13 protein-coding genes are annotated in these 15,966 nt (G+C 36.0%); 5 read left to right on the forward strand and 8 right to left on the reverse strand.

The genetic code is table 11. The annotated features are described in order from the left end of the window. Nucleotides 1–5: 5 nt before the first annotated feature. A complete protein-coding gene (gene trpS, locus K5V07_RS00550; protein ID WP_221915943.1) occupies nt 6–980 on the reverse strand; it encodes a tryptophan--tRNA ligase in 975 nt (324 codons plus the stop codon). Between the two features lie 244 nt (nt 981–1,224). Between trpS and K5V07_RS00555 the strand changes: the two genes are divergently transcribed. Then, on the forward strand, nt 1,225–1,986 hold the full coding sequence (locus K5V07_RS00555; protein WP_221915944.1) for a 1-acyl-sn-glycerol-3-phosphate acyltransferase: 762 nt from the start codon (nt 1,225–1,227) through the stop codon (nt 1,984–1,986). On the opposite strand, the gene K5V07_RS00560 is transcribed toward K5V07_RS00555, so the two are convergent. The 7 genes from K5V07_RS00560 to K5V07_RS00590 form a co-directional block, all read right to left on the reverse strand. Further along, entirely contained in the window at nt 1,970–3,373 is a 1,404-nt protein-coding gene (locus K5V07_RS00560) for a hypothetical protein (protein ID WP_221915945.1), read from the reverse strand. The genes K5V07_RS00555 and K5V07_RS00560 overlap by 17 nt on opposite strands. Continuing rightward, nucleotides 3,363–3,911, reverse strand: a complete 549-nt coding sequence (locus K5V07_RS00565; RefSeq protein WP_086454885.1) for an RNA polymerase sigma factor — start codon at nt 3,909–3,911, stop codon at nt 3,363–3,365. Before K5V07_RS00565 ends, K5V07_RS00560 begins: the two co-directional genes overlap by 11 nt. A gap of 15 nt (nt 3,912–3,926) precedes the next feature. Beyond that, complete coding sequence (locus tag K5V07_RS00570) at nt 3,927–4,337, reverse strand: hypothetical protein (protein WP_221915946.1); 411 nt, start codon at nt 4,335–4,337, stop codon at nt 3,927–3,929. A 153-nt stretch (nt 4,338–4,490) separates the two neighbouring features. After that, nucleotides 4,491–5,498 (reverse strand): recombinase RecA, encoded by a 1,008-nt coding sequence (recA, locus tag K5V07_RS00575; RefSeq protein ID WP_144890513.1) that lies wholly within the window; start codon nt 5,496–5,498, stop codon nt 4,491–4,493. 182 nt (nt 5,499–5,680) lie between these two features. Beyond that, the gene (locus K5V07_RS00580; protein WP_086454887.1) at nt 5,681–6,190 is read right to left on the reverse strand and encodes an acyl-CoA thioesterase; all 510 of its coding nucleotides are present in this window, start codon (nt 6,188–6,190) and stop codon (nt 5,681–5,683) included. A 35-nt stretch (nt 6,191–6,225) separates the two neighbouring features. Then, nucleotides 6,226–6,609, reverse strand: coding sequence for a DoxX family protein (locus tag K5V07_RS00585; protein WP_221915947.1), 384 nt, complete (start codon nt 6,607–6,609; stop codon nt 6,226–6,228). 5 nt (nt 6,610–6,614) lie between these two features. Beyond that, the gene (locus tag K5V07_RS00590) at nt 6,615–7,763 is read right to left on the reverse strand and encodes a DNA polymerase III subunit delta' (RefSeq protein ID WP_221915948.1); all 1,149 of its coding nucleotides are present in this window, start codon (nt 7,761–7,763) and stop codon (nt 6,615–6,617) included. Nucleotides 7,764–8,561: 798 nt separating this feature from the next. On the opposite strand from K5V07_RS00590, the gene K5V07_RS00595 reads away from it, so the two are divergent. Genes K5V07_RS00595 through K5V07_RS00610 form a run of 4 tightly spaced genes read left to right on the forward strand, consistent with a single transcriptional unit; the run spans nt 8,562 to nt 15,932 of the window. After that, on the forward strand, nt 8,562–9,002 hold the full coding sequence (locus K5V07_RS00595; protein ID WP_144889809.1) for a hypothetical protein: 441 nt from the start codon (nt 8,562–8,564) through the stop codon (nt 9,000–9,002). Between the two features lie 54 nt (nt 9,003–9,056). Continuing rightward, on the forward strand, nt 9,057–10,358 hold the full coding sequence (locus K5V07_RS00600) for a hypothetical protein (protein WP_221915949.1): 1,302 nt from the start codon (nt 9,057–9,059) through the stop codon (nt 10,356–10,358). A 44-nt stretch (nt 10,359–10,402) separates the two neighbouring features. Then, a complete protein-coding gene (locus K5V07_RS00605; RefSeq protein WP_221915950.1) occupies nt 10,403–11,860 on the forward strand; it encodes a gliding motility-associated C-terminal domain-containing protein in 1,458 nt (485 codons plus the stop codon). A 1-nt stretch (nt 11,861) separates the two neighbouring features. Then, on the forward strand, nt 11,862–15,932 hold the full coding sequence (locus tag K5V07_RS00610; protein WP_221915951.1) for a PorP/SprF family type IX secretion system membrane protein: 4,071 nt from the start codon (nt 11,862–11,864) through the stop codon (nt 15,930–15,932). The last annotated feature ends 34 nt before the right edge of the window (nt 15,933–15,966 follow it).

A 15,966-nucleotide genomic window follows, 5' to 3' on the forward strand; every position in this document is an offset into this window, starting at 1 on the left:
CGTAATTATATTTCGAATCCTAGTTTTTCGCGCACTTTAGCTAGTACACCATTGGCCACAGCCGATGCTTTTTGAGCACCAATTTTTAAAAGCGCATCTACCTCGTTAAGATTGTTCATGTAGTAGTTGTATTTTTCTCTTTCGGTTTTAAAGGTTTCGCAAATCAATTCAAACAAGGCTTGCTTTGCGTGACCATAACCGTAATTGCCGCCTAGATAATTAGCACGCATTGCTGCTAATTGTTCTTCAGTTGCCAATAAAGCATAAATAGCAAAAGCATTGCAGGTATCTGGATTTTTAGGATCTTCAAGTGGAGTGCTATCGGTTTCAATACTCATGACTTGTTTGCGTAAGGCTTTGTCATCCAGAAATATATTGATAATGTTGTTGGCAGATTTACTCATTTTTCCGCCATTGGTACCTGGAATCAACATGCTGTCTTCTTGAATTTTAGCCTCAGGAAGTACAAAGGTTTCGCCCATTTGGTGATTGAATCTTGAAGCTACATCACGGGTGATCTCTAAATGTTGCAATTGGTCTTTTCCTACTGGTACAAACTCTGCATCGTACAATAAAATATCAGCGGCCATAAGCATAGGGTAGGAGAACAGTCCTGCATTGACATCATCTAGTCTGTCTGACTTGTCTTTGAAAGAATGTGCTAATGTCAAGCGTTGGAATGGAAAAAAGCAGCTCAAGTACCAAGACAATTCTGCTGTTTGTGGCACATCTGATTGTCTGTAAAAAACAACTTTTTCTACATTCAACCCACAAGCCAGCCAAGCTGCTGCTGTGCTGTAGGTATTGGTTCGTAGTGTTGCTCCGTCTTTTATTTGGGTAACCGAATGCAAATCAGCAATGAACAAAAAAGATTCATTTTCGGGTTTGTTTGAGAGTGCTATTGCGGGTATAATTGCGCCAAGAAGATTTCCTAAATGTGGTGTCCCTGTACTTTGAACCCCGGTAAGTATTTTTGCCATTATGATTTTAACTTTTCTCGCAAAGTTCGCAAAGTTTTTTATTTATTACTGCAAAATTATAATTTTTAAAAACAAACTAGCCTTGTGGAGTTAGCGTTTTTAAGTAAAGTATCATCGTCTTATGTTTCATAAATCAGTATTTTGTTCCCAAAAGATTTTGGTGCTAGCCTTAGTTTTAATTTTCATAAAAAAACACCCTACTTTTTTGGAGTATTTTACCTCTTGATTTCTTACTTTTGGAGCTATGAATGCAATCAAAATTATTTTTTTGGTATTGTGGCGTGTTTGGTTTTATGTTCTAATGGCACTACCCATTCTGGTCATGTTTCCCTTTTTAGTATTGTCTATCGTGTCAGAGCGCGGATATCCTTACTTTTTTAAGATGGCTCGTATTTGGGCCAAGTGTATCCTATTTGGTATGGGTTTTTATTATAAAATTGATGAAGACCAGGCTTTAATTCCTCACAAGAGTTATATGCTAGTGGCCAATCATACCTCTATGACCGACATTATGCTGATGCTGGCTATTACCAAGAACCCGTTTGTTTTTGTTGGTAAAAAAGAACTCTCTAAGATTCCTTTATTTGGTTTTTTCTACAAAAGAACGTGCATTCTTGTAGATAGAAATTCATCAAAAAGTAGGTTAGAAGTTTTTGATAGAGCCCAAAAAAGGATTCAACAAGGATTAAGCATTTGTATTTTTCCCGAAGGCGGTGTCCCTGATGATGAATCTATTGTATTGGATGCTTTCAAAGACGGTGCTTTTAGACTGGCAGTAGATCACGGACTACCTATTGTGCCTATTACGTTACCTGATAATAAAAAACGATTTTCATTTACTTTTTTGAGTGGTAGTCCAGGTTTAATGCGTGTTAAAATTCACCATCACGTTCCCACTACAGCTGTTGATGGTGTAGATCGAAAAGAAATTCGGGATCAAGTGCGTTCCACCATTTACCATCAGTTGTTGTTATTTGCAGCAGGATCTTCTAAAACTCATAACTAATTCCGGTATATACTCCCATTACCATCGGCTTAAAGTTACTGCTGTTGTTTGTAAATGTATTGATTTGGTACTTGAGCATGGGCTCTAAACTGAGTTGAAATGATTTTATGAGTTTGTAGCGTACTCCAAAACCAAAATTAGTACTAAAGTGTACCGAATTTAAATTGGTTGCGCTACCAAGGGTTTCATTGAACCCTTCAGATTCCAATCTCACTTCATTATCCTTTAAAAGTAATGTACTAACACCTGCAATGAGATGTATTCCTATTTTTTTATCAATTACTGCGTAGGACATTTCAAACGGAATTTCAAAATAATTCATCTGTTGGTTTAGTGCTCCTACATTGTTTTTTTGTAAGTTTTTCTCAAAACTAGATAGGGTAGTAGCGCCATTGTTGTTAGTAATTTCAATGGATGAAGAATTCCTGAAGTTAATGTTTGATACGGTATTATTTCGTAGTCCTGCTGTATAGGACACATTGTTTGTATTGTACCCTAAGGCTAACCTGTTTATACCACTGCGCAGGCTCATTTTTTGGTTCAAAGCATAATGTATACCAATCCCATAACTTGATGAGTTGTCATTCGTTTTTTTATTTTGAGATAGTTGAGGATCCAGTGCAGATCCGTTGCTGTTTGTGTTTAAATATACGGCGGCAACAGTAGGTGTTATTTTCCATTTGTTACCCTTTGTTGGGTTAGATTCTGGAGTCGTATTTTTATTTTTTAAAATTTCTTCCAAAGTGTTTATGGTAGTGCTCACTTCTTTATTTGTAACTGCTTGCGTCTTATTAAACATTTCAGTGTCAGCAATTGGTTTCTTTGATTGCGCATTTTGTACGGCTGTGATATCTTTTTCAATGACACTTTTATCCTCTTGTTGTGCTAATGCTAATCCTTCTGAATCTTTTGTAGCGTTATCACTTACCGATGTATTATTTTTTTGGATATGAACGAGATAATCCTTTTTATTCTTCTTTTGGTTCGAATTGATTTTAGGTCCAGTAACTCGTATAGTTTCTTTTTCATAATTCGTTTGGTTTGGTTGTTGGTTAGTCACTACTTGTTGCGGCTCCTTATCAATGAGGTTTGGTTTGGTGATGAACTTCTTTTTTTGGAGCGTTTCTTTTTCTCTAGCTTTTGATTGGTTTACGATCTTTATTACAGGTTTTGAACCCGCATATTGTGTTTTTTGAACTAGCAATAACCCTACCAATAATGAGGCCGCAATTCCACTTATTTTAAGCCAGAACGGTAAAACCTTTCGTCTTTTCTTTTTTTTGCGTAAACTCAGCTCAATAGCTTCCCACACCTGTGGCTCAGGTTTGACTTCAAAATCCTTAAATTGTTCTTGAAAATACCGGTCAATATTTTTTTTATCGTGCATTGTATTTTGTTCTAGTAGGGTTACCGGTATAAGAATTTATTTTTTCTCTCAAAATCATTCGGGCTCTGGCCAAATTTGATTTAGTTGTGCCCGTAGTGATATTGAGTATTTCGGCAATTTCCTTGTGTGAATAGCCGTCTAGTACATATAGACTAAATACTAAACGGTATTGATCAGGTAATTCTTGTACCATTTTGAGTAGCGTTTCCAGTGCTATAGGTTCATCATCAATTGTAATTTCTTCTTCAGCTAAGTCGGTATCCACAATATTCAAAAACCGTATGTCTTTAAATTTTTGTAAGGCATTGTTAATCATAACTCTTTTGGCCCAACCTTCAAAAGAACCCTTGTTACTAAATTGATTTATTTTATTCAAGATGAGTATAAAACCATCATGCAAATTGTCTTGTGCATCTGAATAACTCTTAGAATATTTGAGGCAGATTCCAAAAAGTTTTTTTGCAAACAGTCCATACAGCTCCTCTTGTGCTTTTGGACAGTTTTTTTTACAGTTTGCAATGATTTGATCTAACCCCACAATTTGTTGTTCTATTTAGTTGTCTACTTTAATTTCTTTTTCTTCAAATATAGACACCCCATTAGCGTCTTTGCCTTTGTAAAATTTAAAAATATACGATCCCGTATTGGTTACATAAAATTGAAACGAAACTTCTGTTATTGGAGGTAAAGCTTGGTTACAAATTTGATCCTTATCTACTACAGTTTGTATGCCAATGGTTCTTACGTTGAGGTTTTTATCGTAGTAAATCCCTTGATATCCATGGCAACTAGTTGGTTTTTGATATTTGAGTGTAATGGTGTAGGTTTCTCCTAGCTTAAAAGAGGCAGGAACTTCATAACTAGCTACAGGCAATACTTCATAACTGTAATTTGGGTAATCATTGTCAGGGCTACAAGAAAGGAATGAGGCCCATAATAGTGTTAAAGCAATAATTTTTTTCATCTTTTTACATTTTTAGAATTTGACACTTATTTCAAAGGCTTGGGTTGAATTGTAGTGTCGGCCCAAACATTTGTTTTTTTAAATAGAGGTATCTTTGATAAAAAGGTTGCGTTTAAAGCAAAAAAAACCCGAAAAAATCGGGTTTTTAAAAAATTATTCTCCAGCTAATTCTTTAATTCTAGCTTTAATTTTAAGTTCTAGCTCATCGGCTAATTCTGGATTGTCTTTAATTAAGGTTTTAACAGCATCCCGACCTTGACCTAATTTGGTTTCGCCGTAACTAAACCAAGAACCTGCTTTCTTAATAATTTCAAATTCAACGGCTAAGTCTAATATCTCACCTGTTTTTGAAATTCCTTCGCCATACATGATGTCAAATTCGGCTACTTTAAATGGCGGTGCCACTTTGTTTTTAACTACTTTTACTTTGGTTCTGTTTCCTAGAACATTATCACCATCTTTTATTTGTGTAGAACGACGAATGTCTAAACGTACAGATGCATAAAATTTCAAGGCATTACCACCCGTTGTAGTTTCTGGATTACCAAACATAACTCCGATTTTCTCTCTCAACTGGTTGATAAAAAATACTGTACAATTTGTTTTGCTTATGGTTCCAGTTAATTTTCTTAAAGCTTGTGACATCAATCTTGCGTGCAATCCCATTTTAGAATCACCCATTTCTCCTTCAATTTCACTTTTTGGTGTCAAGGCAGCTACGGAGTCAATTACTACAATATCAATAGCACCTGAGCGAATTAAATTTTCAGCAATTTCTAAGGCTTGTTCTCCGTTATCAGGTTGAGATATGATTAGGTTTTCAATATCTACTCCTAATTTTTCTGCATAATTTCTATCAAATGCGTGCTCTGCATCTATAAATGCTGCAATTCCTCCTGCTTTTTGAGCTTCGGCAATAGCATGCAACGTTAAAGTTGTTTTACCGGATGATTCTGGTCCGTAGATTTCGATAATTCTTCCCTTTGGATATCCATTTACGCCAAGAGCCAAATCTATTCCTAAAGATCCCGAAGAAATTGTTTCTACTTCTTCGATGGCTTTATCTCCCATTTTCATCACAGTACCTTTTCCGTAGGTCTTGTCTAGTTTGTCAAGCGTAAGTTGTAACGCTTTTAATTTAGATTCTTTTTCTGTACTCATTTTCTCTTTTACCTTTTCTTTCATCTATTTTTGTTTGTAACGCTATGAATTTAAGTGGTGTACCTTAGCAACCACAATTTGATTATTGCAATTGATATATTGTTCTTGTAAAAATACTTCTTTTTCAATTACAATTTTTCCTTTCGATAAAAATTTGAAATCTATTTTCTAGTTTATCGTTATTAGGTAAACAAAGCCTTCAATTCTGTGGCGTCGTGCGGGTTCATTTTTCCAGCCAAAACTAAGCTCAATTGTTTACGTCTAAGTGCTGCTTCAAAACGTTGTTTTTCCAGTTCTGTTTCGGGAACAATTTGAGGTACTTCTACAGGTCTACCAGTGTCATCTACAGCTACAAAGGTATAGATGGCTTCGTTTGCTTTGGTTTTATTTCCAGATTCTCTATCCTCTACCCAGATATCGATGTAAATTTCCATAGAACTCTTAAAAGCTCTTGAAACTTTTGCTTCAACAGTAACTACGCTACCTAGCGGAATGGCTCTATTGAATGCGACATGATTTACAGATGCAGTAACTACAATTCGGCGGGAATGTCTTCTTGCAGCTATACTTGCAGCACGATCCATTCTTGCCAGCAATTCTCCTCCAAAAAGGTTGTTCAAAGGATTTGTTTCACTCGGTAAAACAAGATCGGTGAGTGTTGTTAAAGACTCAGATGGATTTTTTGGTGTCATAAATATAAAAAGTTCTTTTTTCTAAAAATAATAATTTAGTTCAACAAATATACGGCCAAAATAGCGGGTATAAAGTAAATTACAATGGTTCTTGCTCCATCATAATCCTTGGCCAAACGCTGACCAAAAAGCAGCATCAATAAGGTAATACATGCAAATACAGCTCCGTAATACCCAAACACTCTTCCGTTATTGATGAACAATTCAATGCAACCTACAACATTTAATATTCCCGTAATTAGTTCTAGAACGAGAATGTTGAGCAAAGCTAGTGGCACTTGATTTTTAAGCGGTGTATTGGCAAAATGTCCTTTTAGCCATTCCACATTATCTTTCCAATAAAACAGTTTGTCATAACTGGATTGTAAAAAGGTAATAGCCAAAAAAATTAAAATTAAAATTGAAGTAGTGTTGTTCATAGGTTTTATTTTTTATGGATTAATCGTGTTAGTTTTATAGACAAGTCGGTTAGGATAATTTTGGCATTTCCATTTCTTTCAATGTGATACATGGCATCCGATAGTTCTTTATAGATGTCAAAAATGTTATTTCCGTTTACAAAAGGAGCAAAATTCTCTAATTTGAATTTCTCTACTTTAGGTTCTATGTAAACAAGAGATGGTGTTTGATAGTTAAGCAACAAAGCTTGTCGAAACATTTCGATGCAAAACTGTAAAAATTCTTTTTGGGTTTCTCTACCTAAGACGGCTATTTGTTCACTCCATTGTATCAAATCCTGAATGGCTGCTGCATTTCCTTTTGCCCTAAATGCGGCTCTTACCCAGTCAACAAACCATTTTTCAAAAAAATCGGTTTCTCTATTGGGTTGCAACAATTGCTGGGCTTTATTATAATTTCCTTGTGCTTGGTGTGCTATTTTTTGCGCTGTTGCGGCATCAACTTCCCATTCTTTTTCTAAAGCTTGGGCTATTGTTGATTCACTTAAACCATTAAAATGCAATACTTGACAGCGAGAGCGAATGGTTTGTATAATGTCTTCTTCGTTTTCAGAAATTAAAATAAACACAGTCTTATCACTTGGTTCTTCTAATAATTTCAACAATTTATTAGAGGCGGGTATGTTCAGCTTATCAGCCATCCATACAATCATGATTTTGTAACCTCCTTCAAATGATTTAAGAGCTAGTGATTTCAAAATCTCTTGTGCATCTTCAACTCTTATTTCCCCTTGTTTGTTTTTTACGTCTAATACTTGGTACCAGTCAAACAAGCTACCGTACGGTTTTTTTTCTATGAATCCCCTCCATTCCGTAATAAAATCTAAGCTTTTGGGTTTTCCTTTTATAGCATCAGTGCTAACTGTAGGGTAAATAAAATGCAAATCAGGGTGTGCAAATTTCTCAAATTTGATGTTGCAAGCGGCATTAACATCACTGTTTTCTCCGTTTGAGTTATTGCAAATAATGTATTGTGCATAGGCTATAGCCATGGGCAATGTCCCAGAACCCTCAGGCCCAACAAACAGTTGCGCGTGTGGAATCCTTCCCAAACTAGCATTTTTTGTCAAGTGACTCTTAATGTGCTCTTGCCCTAATATATCTGAAAATTGCATGAAGCAAAGATAATAGAAAATGATTGAGACATAAATTTTTCAATTTTTAATTTTAAAAAAGAGTGGTCTTTCTCCATTCACATATTAGAAAACCTAGATTACGGTATGTTTTTTTTTTGGTTAACCAAATCCTGAATTTCTTAATAAGTTTCATAGTATTGAAATTACTTTTTATTAAGTCGTTAAACATTTTTTATTTTTTTAAATAAGAACTCCTTCAAATGAATTGTTTAAAAGGGATGTTAATGTTTTTTAAAATTTTATAAATTTTTTTTTATTTAACATTTATGGGAGCTGACACGTGTTTTTAACTTTTTTTTAATTTATTTTTAAGGTTTTGTATTTTTTGGCATTCCTTTTGTAATATGCTTTATAACATGTATTTGTACTTTCATATTTTATTTTAAAAGGGAAGCACAAGTTGATAAGCTAAGAAGCAACTAAAGATTTTTTTTAAAAAAACGTAATAATTAAGCAACTTTTATTACTTTTAAGAATCATATAGGTATAAATACGTGGTTATAGGCGTTTTGATTTGTTTTTAATACGGTATGGATTGTTAAAAAATGTTAAATTTACCCTAAATGCACTTGAGTTTTGAACGAAAATTAGTAAACTCCACATTATTTGTAATGTTTCTAATTAAAAAAAACCAATAAAACAAAGGCATTGGGAACTTATTAACCAAAAATTGTTAACAATTCAACACCAAAACCAAAATAAAAATAAAAACGTATGTTGTTTTAAGTTTAAATGTTTAGATTTGTTACCTTAAATAAATTTTTTTAATATAATATTATGAAAGCGAAAGTTATTGTTTTAAGTTTTTTTTTAATGTCGACGGGTGCTGCCTTTTCACAAGCGAAAGTTGTAGAAAGAAGCATAATTAGTAAAGATGCTTCCATAAGAACATTTCATGATTTAGATCAATTGAAATCGATGCAAAAAGGAGAGCTAATTGAGCTATACACAGAACGTGTAAGAGTGCTTGTTAAGATCTTGCCAAACATTGCCCTAGCAAAATTACCAGGAGTAACCATATCTGATTTAGGCATTCCTAATGATGCAGTAAATAAAAAAGCATTAGAAGATGTGGCTCAAGGAACACAAGATTTTCTAGTTGTATCTACAGATTTCCAAAAGAAAATGTTGCCTTATGCTGATAAAAACACATTGGTTGCAGCAATATTATTTTTTGAAACCACAATGAAATCATTGCATGAATTTGAAGGATTGTAATGGATACTTTCTTTCCTATTCTTAATATATAATAAATAATTAAATTTTAATCCCATGAAAAATTTCCCCCGAATTTTAACAATTTTTCTATTGGTAATTTCAACTGCTCAGGCACAGCAAGAAAAAGGAATTATTGGACTTAATAATTGGTTGAATAACTGGACCGAGTTTAAGCCTAACAAAGTAGATTACGGAGAAGCTAATCAAATATTGGCAGTTAACATAACTGCAAATACTAAATTGTACAAGAAAAATATTTACTTGCTACAAGGTAATGTTTATGTGACTAACAACGCCGTGCTTACTATTGAACCTGGAACTAAAATTATTGGAGACTTTGATACCAAAGGAACTTTAATAATTACTAAAGGTGCTAGTATCATTGCAGATGGTCTAGAAACAGATCCTATTGTCTTTACTTCGAATCGCAGTTTGAGAAAAGCTGGAGATTGGGGTGGTATCGTAATATTAGGTGATGCTCCTTTAAATAAATTTGGAGGTGTTGCATCAGTAAATACAGGAAGTAGTACGGATTTTATTCCGACTTTAACATCTTACGGTGGTAATAATCCTGCTGGTAATTCTGGTATTATGAGATACGTTCGTATTGAATTTGCTGGATCAAAGCTTTCAACAGGTGGAGGAAATTTAAATTCTCTTTTTTTGGCAGGTGTTGGAAACAAAACCATTTTACAAAATATAATGATTAGTTTCTCTGGTGGGAATTCATTTGAAATCTTTGGTGGTGATACCAATTTATCTCAAGTTGTTTCATACAAATCTAGTAATGATGATTACCGTTTTAATTATGGTGCTCAAAGTAGCTTGACAAACTCTCTTGCCATTCGTTCTTCCTTTTTATCAAGTAAAAATGGTTCCAGATGTTTAGACATTGCTTCTTACAATAAGAAAGAAGAAGTGGATTTTTCTAAAAAACAGACATTGGTGGTAGCCACTAATTTAACACTTGTGAACAATAGTGCTAATATTAATGCTGATATTGAATCAGGTTTAGTTAAAGAGGCTATTTATATTGCTGAAAATGCAGCACTCAACTGCAAGCGAACTGTAATCTCTGGTTTCAAACCTGCAGTTTTATTGGATAACAAAATTCAAATGAATGAAGAGAACTTAGCTAAAATTAAGTTTGAATCTATGTACTTTAATAACTGTAAAGGAAACATCTTTATTGTTGATAACTCTAATAATGAAGATTTAGAGTCTTATTACGGTCAAACCAACCTGTTTAATTACTTTTCGCCAAACAGTAATAATGCAGAGACTTTTATTGACTTTGCCAATGAAAAAAGACCGGATTTCCGTTTACAATTATCTAAAATTACAGCATCTAATTAATGATGTTGTAATGTAATAGCTGTCAAGTTGATGTAAAACTAATTATGAAATGTAGACGCCCCCCTACTATTTTTAAAGCTTATCAATTTTTATTTTCATTGCTGTTTTTATTAGCAGTTAATTCCTTACACGCACAATTTACTATAAATAAGCCTTCACTTGGTTTTACACAAATATGTGCAAATAGTGGTTTTAATACTTTTGAGGTTAGTTTTTCATTTAATCCTCCGGGATCGTTAAGTACCTCAAATCAATTTATACTAGAGCTGTCCGATGGAGTGGGAAATTTTTCCGCTCCAATAGCTCTTAGTTTCACAGAGAAACCAAATTCTGCCACAATATCTTCAAGAACTTTTGTTTTTGCTGTTCCAACCACAACGGGAGGTGAAAATTTCAGAATCAGAGTACGCAGTACTGCTCCTGCAGTAACTAGTCCTAGCTCAAACGCATTTGCGGCCTATTACAAGTTACAAGACACCCAATTTTCGATCAATAATTTCAATGAAAATGCCACGTATTGTAAAGGTGGTTCGTATGTATTGACTATTGACAATCCGGGAACGGGAACTAATGATTCCCCTTTAAAATATCCTTCACTGACTTTTAAATGGTTTAAAGAACCTAGTTTAGTGCCTATAGCTACAAACCCTAGTCTTACTGTTAATGCACCTGGTAGGTATTATGTAGAAACCAATTACGGTACTTGTACTTCCGATTCTTTTTCTAATAGAGTTACAGTTGGAGAAGCTACGGGTACTGTAGCAACTGTTACGTCAAGCAAAGGAAATCCATTTTGTCCATCTGATGGACCAACGACTTTGAGAACACAGGCTGGAAATAACTACCAATGGTTTTTAAACAATGTTGCCATCGTGGGTGCTACTAGCCAAGACTATATTACCAGTACCGCTGGTAATTATTCGGTACGAGTTGATTTTGGTGGCTGTACCTCTACAGGGGCCATTAATCTAGAAAATGTACCTTTTACAAGTTCCTTAAATGTTTCAGGAACAACAATTATCAAGGAAGGAGAAACTAAGCAAATAGTAGTAACAACATCAGCAAACAATCCTACTTTTGAATGGTTCTTGAATGGTACTTTAATACCATCAGCCACTACAAATACATTTAATGCAAATCAAGAAGGAAATTATTCTTTGACCATAACACAAACTACCGGTTGTGTTTCAAAAAAAGAATTACCATTTGAAATCCGCTTTCCTTTCGTTGATCCTAATGTAGTTTTAATCCCAAATATCATAAGTCCGAATAACGATGGTATCAATGATACTTGGACAATACCACAACAATATATAAGTGGTACAAATACATTGGTGGTGGTCTTGAATGCAAGGGGTGAAATGGTATTGAATACTACAAATTATCAAAATAATTGGCCAGAAGAGCAACTGGATTTTAAATCTGTGAATCCCATTTATTACTATATCATTACAACACAAGATAATACGATTAAAAAGGGTTCCATCACAGTAATTAGGTAACATGAAAAATATTTATTTTAGTTTTTGTTTTTTTTTCTGTTTACTTCAGGCCATCCATTCACAAGATAATGGTGTGGTCTCTTTCAATATACCAGTTAGAAATTCACTTAAGTTCCATAAATTTTTAATCAATCCTGCTTTCAGTTTTGCTAGAGAGCAAAATTCATACGCTACCATTTTTAATAAACGAGAATGGGTGCAATTTGAAAATGCGCCGCAAACTTATTTGGCGAGTTATTCAGGACGTTTTAGAGAAAATCAAGGAATTGGTATAGGATTGTTTCAACAAAATTATGGTGTACTCACAACATTTGGCGGAGTGGCCAATTTTGCACAAAACGTATATCTTAGTGAAGACAATAACCTTACTTTTGGTTTGAACTTCGGTTTTTATAAAAGTGGAATTAATACAGGTAAAGTAGTTAGTAATTATACCGATCCTGCATTAGGTTTAGTTCCTTCAAATTCCTTACTTGTTGTAAGCCCAGGGATTAATTACGGAACGGCTTTTTTTGATTTTGGACTTGCTCTAAACAATGCGGTTTTGTATAATTTAGAAACATCACAAATGGTGCAAGATGACCCACAAAGAGCACTACAAGCACATATAATGTATACGGGTTTTATTGACAGTAATGGGTTCTTTGACCGAAGTAAATTTTCGGGTCTTATTCGTACTGAGATTAAAAAAGAACAAACCATCCTTTCTGGTTTAATGATGTTCAGTATTCCTAGTGGTGTTTGGGCACAAGCTGGTTACAATTCATTTCATGGTGTTTCAGCAGGGATAGGACTTAATCTTACATCCAGAATCGCTTTAGAATACAATTATGAAAAAGCATTGGGTAATTTTACCCAATTTGGACCTTCACATGAAATTGTTTTAGCTTACAAATTCAGTGGCAAGTATAGTAATGAGGATGAGGAAGAAGGTTCTATACTCCCAAAATCAGAACCTAAATCGGTTCCGACACCACAGTCAACACCTAAAGTGACACAAAAATCAGCTTCAGATATACAAAAAGAAAATGAGTTAAAAGCGGCTAAGACAAAAGCCGTTGCAGATGCTGCCTTAAAAGCAAGACAAGATTATGAAGCTCAAGTTAAAGCAAAAGCAGAAGAGAACAGATTGAACCGCGAAAAAGCAATTGCTGATGCTGCTGCAAGAGCCAAAGTTGCTGCTGATGCAAGAGCCAAACAATTGGCTGAAGCCAAGGCTAAAGTAGTAGTCCCTGTTGCAGCTGCTGATGCGAAAACAAAACTAGCCGCTGATGCCAAAGCGAAAGCTGATGCCGAAGCAGCAAAACAAGCAGCAGTTGTAAAAGCCAAACTAGCCGCCGACGCTAAAGCGAAAGCGGATGCTGAAGCTGCGAAACAAACCGCCAACAAACCTAAACCTGAAGAGGTAGCGAAGGCCAAATTAGCCGCCGATGCCAAAGCGAAAGCTGATGCTGAAGCATTAAAACAAGCAGCTAATGTTAAAGCCAAACTTGCCGCCGACGCAAAAGCGAAAGCGGATGCTGAAGCAGCCAAACAAGCAGCAGCTGTTAAAGCCAAATTAGCTGGAGATGCGAAAACGAAAGCGGATGCTGAAGCTGCGAAACAAGCAGCAGAAACCAAAGCTAAGTTAGCTGCAGACGCAAAAGCGAAAGCAGATGCCGAAGCTGCGAAACAAGCTTCGGAAGCGAAAGCTAAATTAGAAGCAGAAGCCAATGTCAAGTTAGCTTCAGATACAAAAGCGAAAGCAGAAGCCGAAGCTGCGAAACAAGCTGCAGAAGCTAAGGCTAAATTAGAAGCGGAAACCAAAGCCAAACAAGCTGCAGATGCAAAAGCGAAAGCAGAAGCCGAAGCTGCGAAACAAGCTGCAGAAGCTAAGGCTAAATTAGAAGCGGAAACCAAAGCTAAGTTAGCTGCAGACGCAAAAGCGAAAGCAGATGCCGAAGCTTCGAAACAAGCTTCGGAAGCTAAAGCTAAATTAGAAGCAGAAGCCAATGTCAAGTTAGCTTCAGATGCAAAAGCGAAAGCAGAAGCCGAAGCTGCGAAACAAGCTGCTGAAGCTAAGGCTAAATTAGAAGCGGAAACCAAGGCCAAGTTAGCTGCAGATGCAAAAGCGAAAGCCGATGCTGAAGCTACGAAACTAGCTGAAGACGCCAAAGCAAAATCAGAAGCAGAAACCAAGGCCAAGTTAGCTGCAGATGCAAAAGCGAAAGCCGATGCTGAAGCTACGAAACTAGCTGAAGACGCCAAAGCAAAATCAGAAGCAGAAACCAAAGCCAAGTTAGCTGCAGATGCCAAAGCGAAAGCAGATGCCGAAGCTGCGAAACAAGCTGCAGAAGCTAAGGCTAAATTAGAAGCAGAAACCAAAGCCAAGTTAGCTGCAGACGCTAAAGCGAAAGCAGATGCTGAATCTGCGAAACAAGCTTCGGAAGCCAAAGCGAAACTAGAAGCCGAAACGAAAGCGAAGTTAATTGCAGATGCGAAAGCTAAAGCAGATGCGAAAGCTAAAGCAGATGCTGAAGCTGCGAAACAAGCTGCAGAAGCTAAGGCTAAATTAGAAGCAGAAACCAAAGCCAAATTAGCTGCAGACGCAAAAGCGAAAGCAGATGCCGAAGCTGCGAAACAAGTTGCTGAAGCTAAAGCAAAATCAGAAGCCGAAACGAAAGCGAAGTTAGCCGCAGACGCTAAAGCGAAAGCAGATGCCGAAGCTGCAAAACAAGCTGCTGAAGCCAAAGCCAAAGCAGAAGCAGAGGCCAAAGCGAAGTTAGCTGCAGATGCTAAAGCGAAAGTAGATGCCGAAGCTGCAAAACAAGCTGCTGAAGCTAAAGCCAAAGCAGAAGCAGAGGCCAAAGCGAAGTTAGCTGCAGACGCTAAAGCGAAAGCAGATGCCGAAGTTGCAAAACAAGCTGCTGAAGCTAAAGCCAAAGCAGAAGCAGAGGCTAAAGCGAAGTTAGCTGCAGATGCTAAAGCGAAAGCAGATGCCGAAGCTGCAAAACAAGCTGCTGAAGCCAAAGCCAAAGCAGAAGCAGAGGCAAAAGCGAAGTTAGCTGCAGATGCTAAAGCGAAAGCAGATGCCGAAGCTGCAAAACAAGCTGCTGAAGCTAAAGCCAAAGCAGAAGCAGAGGCCAAAGCAAGACTAGAAGCCGACGCAAAAGCGAAGGCAGATGCCGAAGCTCAAGCTAAGTTGGCTGCTCAAAATAAACCAAAGGATGAGAATTCCAAATCAATGGATAAAATTGCGGAGACTCTTGACATGGCTGGTAAAACGCAACAACAACTATTGTCTCAATTGAACGAGAAAGTAAAATTGAAAGAGAAAGAACTTCAGGACTTAAAAACGGAGAACGATTTAAGTGATAAAGGAATTGCTAGTGCCCCAAAAGCATTTAAGAGTGCTGCTGCTCAAAATGCCGAGCTAGATAACTTGAAGGCTGAAATTGCAATAGTAAATCAAAATCAGAACCAATTATTGAGTAACTTTAAGGCATTGTACGAAGAGCGTATTAAAAAAGTTCCAAACAAGAACGATGCCCTTACTTTAAGCTACTTGCAAAGTATAGAGCAATTAAAAGCAGAGCAAGCGAAAGCGGAGTTGTCTAACAAAAACTTGTTAGCCACATTAGAACAAATTAAAGTGGATACAGAAATAGAGAAAAAACGCCGAATCAAGCGTGCGAATTTCCAAAATGAAGACGATCGTTTTGCTAAAGATCAGGAAACCTTAAAACGTATTAAAGAGACTACTAAAATCAGTGCAACACCATTAAAACCAGAAGATTTTGATTTTGGTAACGAGCAGTTGAATATGCAGATTATCAAGAACATTAAAAATGTAGAAACAGGATATTATATTGTTTATGCGGTTCATGCAGACGTTGCAAAACGAGATGCATTCTTAACCAAAACTGTTGCGGCAGGGGAAAATAAGGTGAATTTCTTCTTTGATGTGAAGTCTTCTAATTATTTCATTTACACAACACGTTTTGATGTTTTAGAGGAGGCGACTAAAACATTAGAGTCAAGAGGAAACAAGCCTTACAATGCGAAAATGGTTGTTATAAAAGTTGAAAATTAAACGAGAACAAAGACTGGGATCTTTGATTAATTTA

The organism is Flavobacterium sp. CHNK8, assembly GCF_019774515.1.
Taxonomy (GTDB): domain Bacteria; phylum Bacteroidota; class Bacteroidia; order Flavobacteriales; family Flavobacteriaceae; genus Flavobacterium; species Flavobacterium tiangeerense.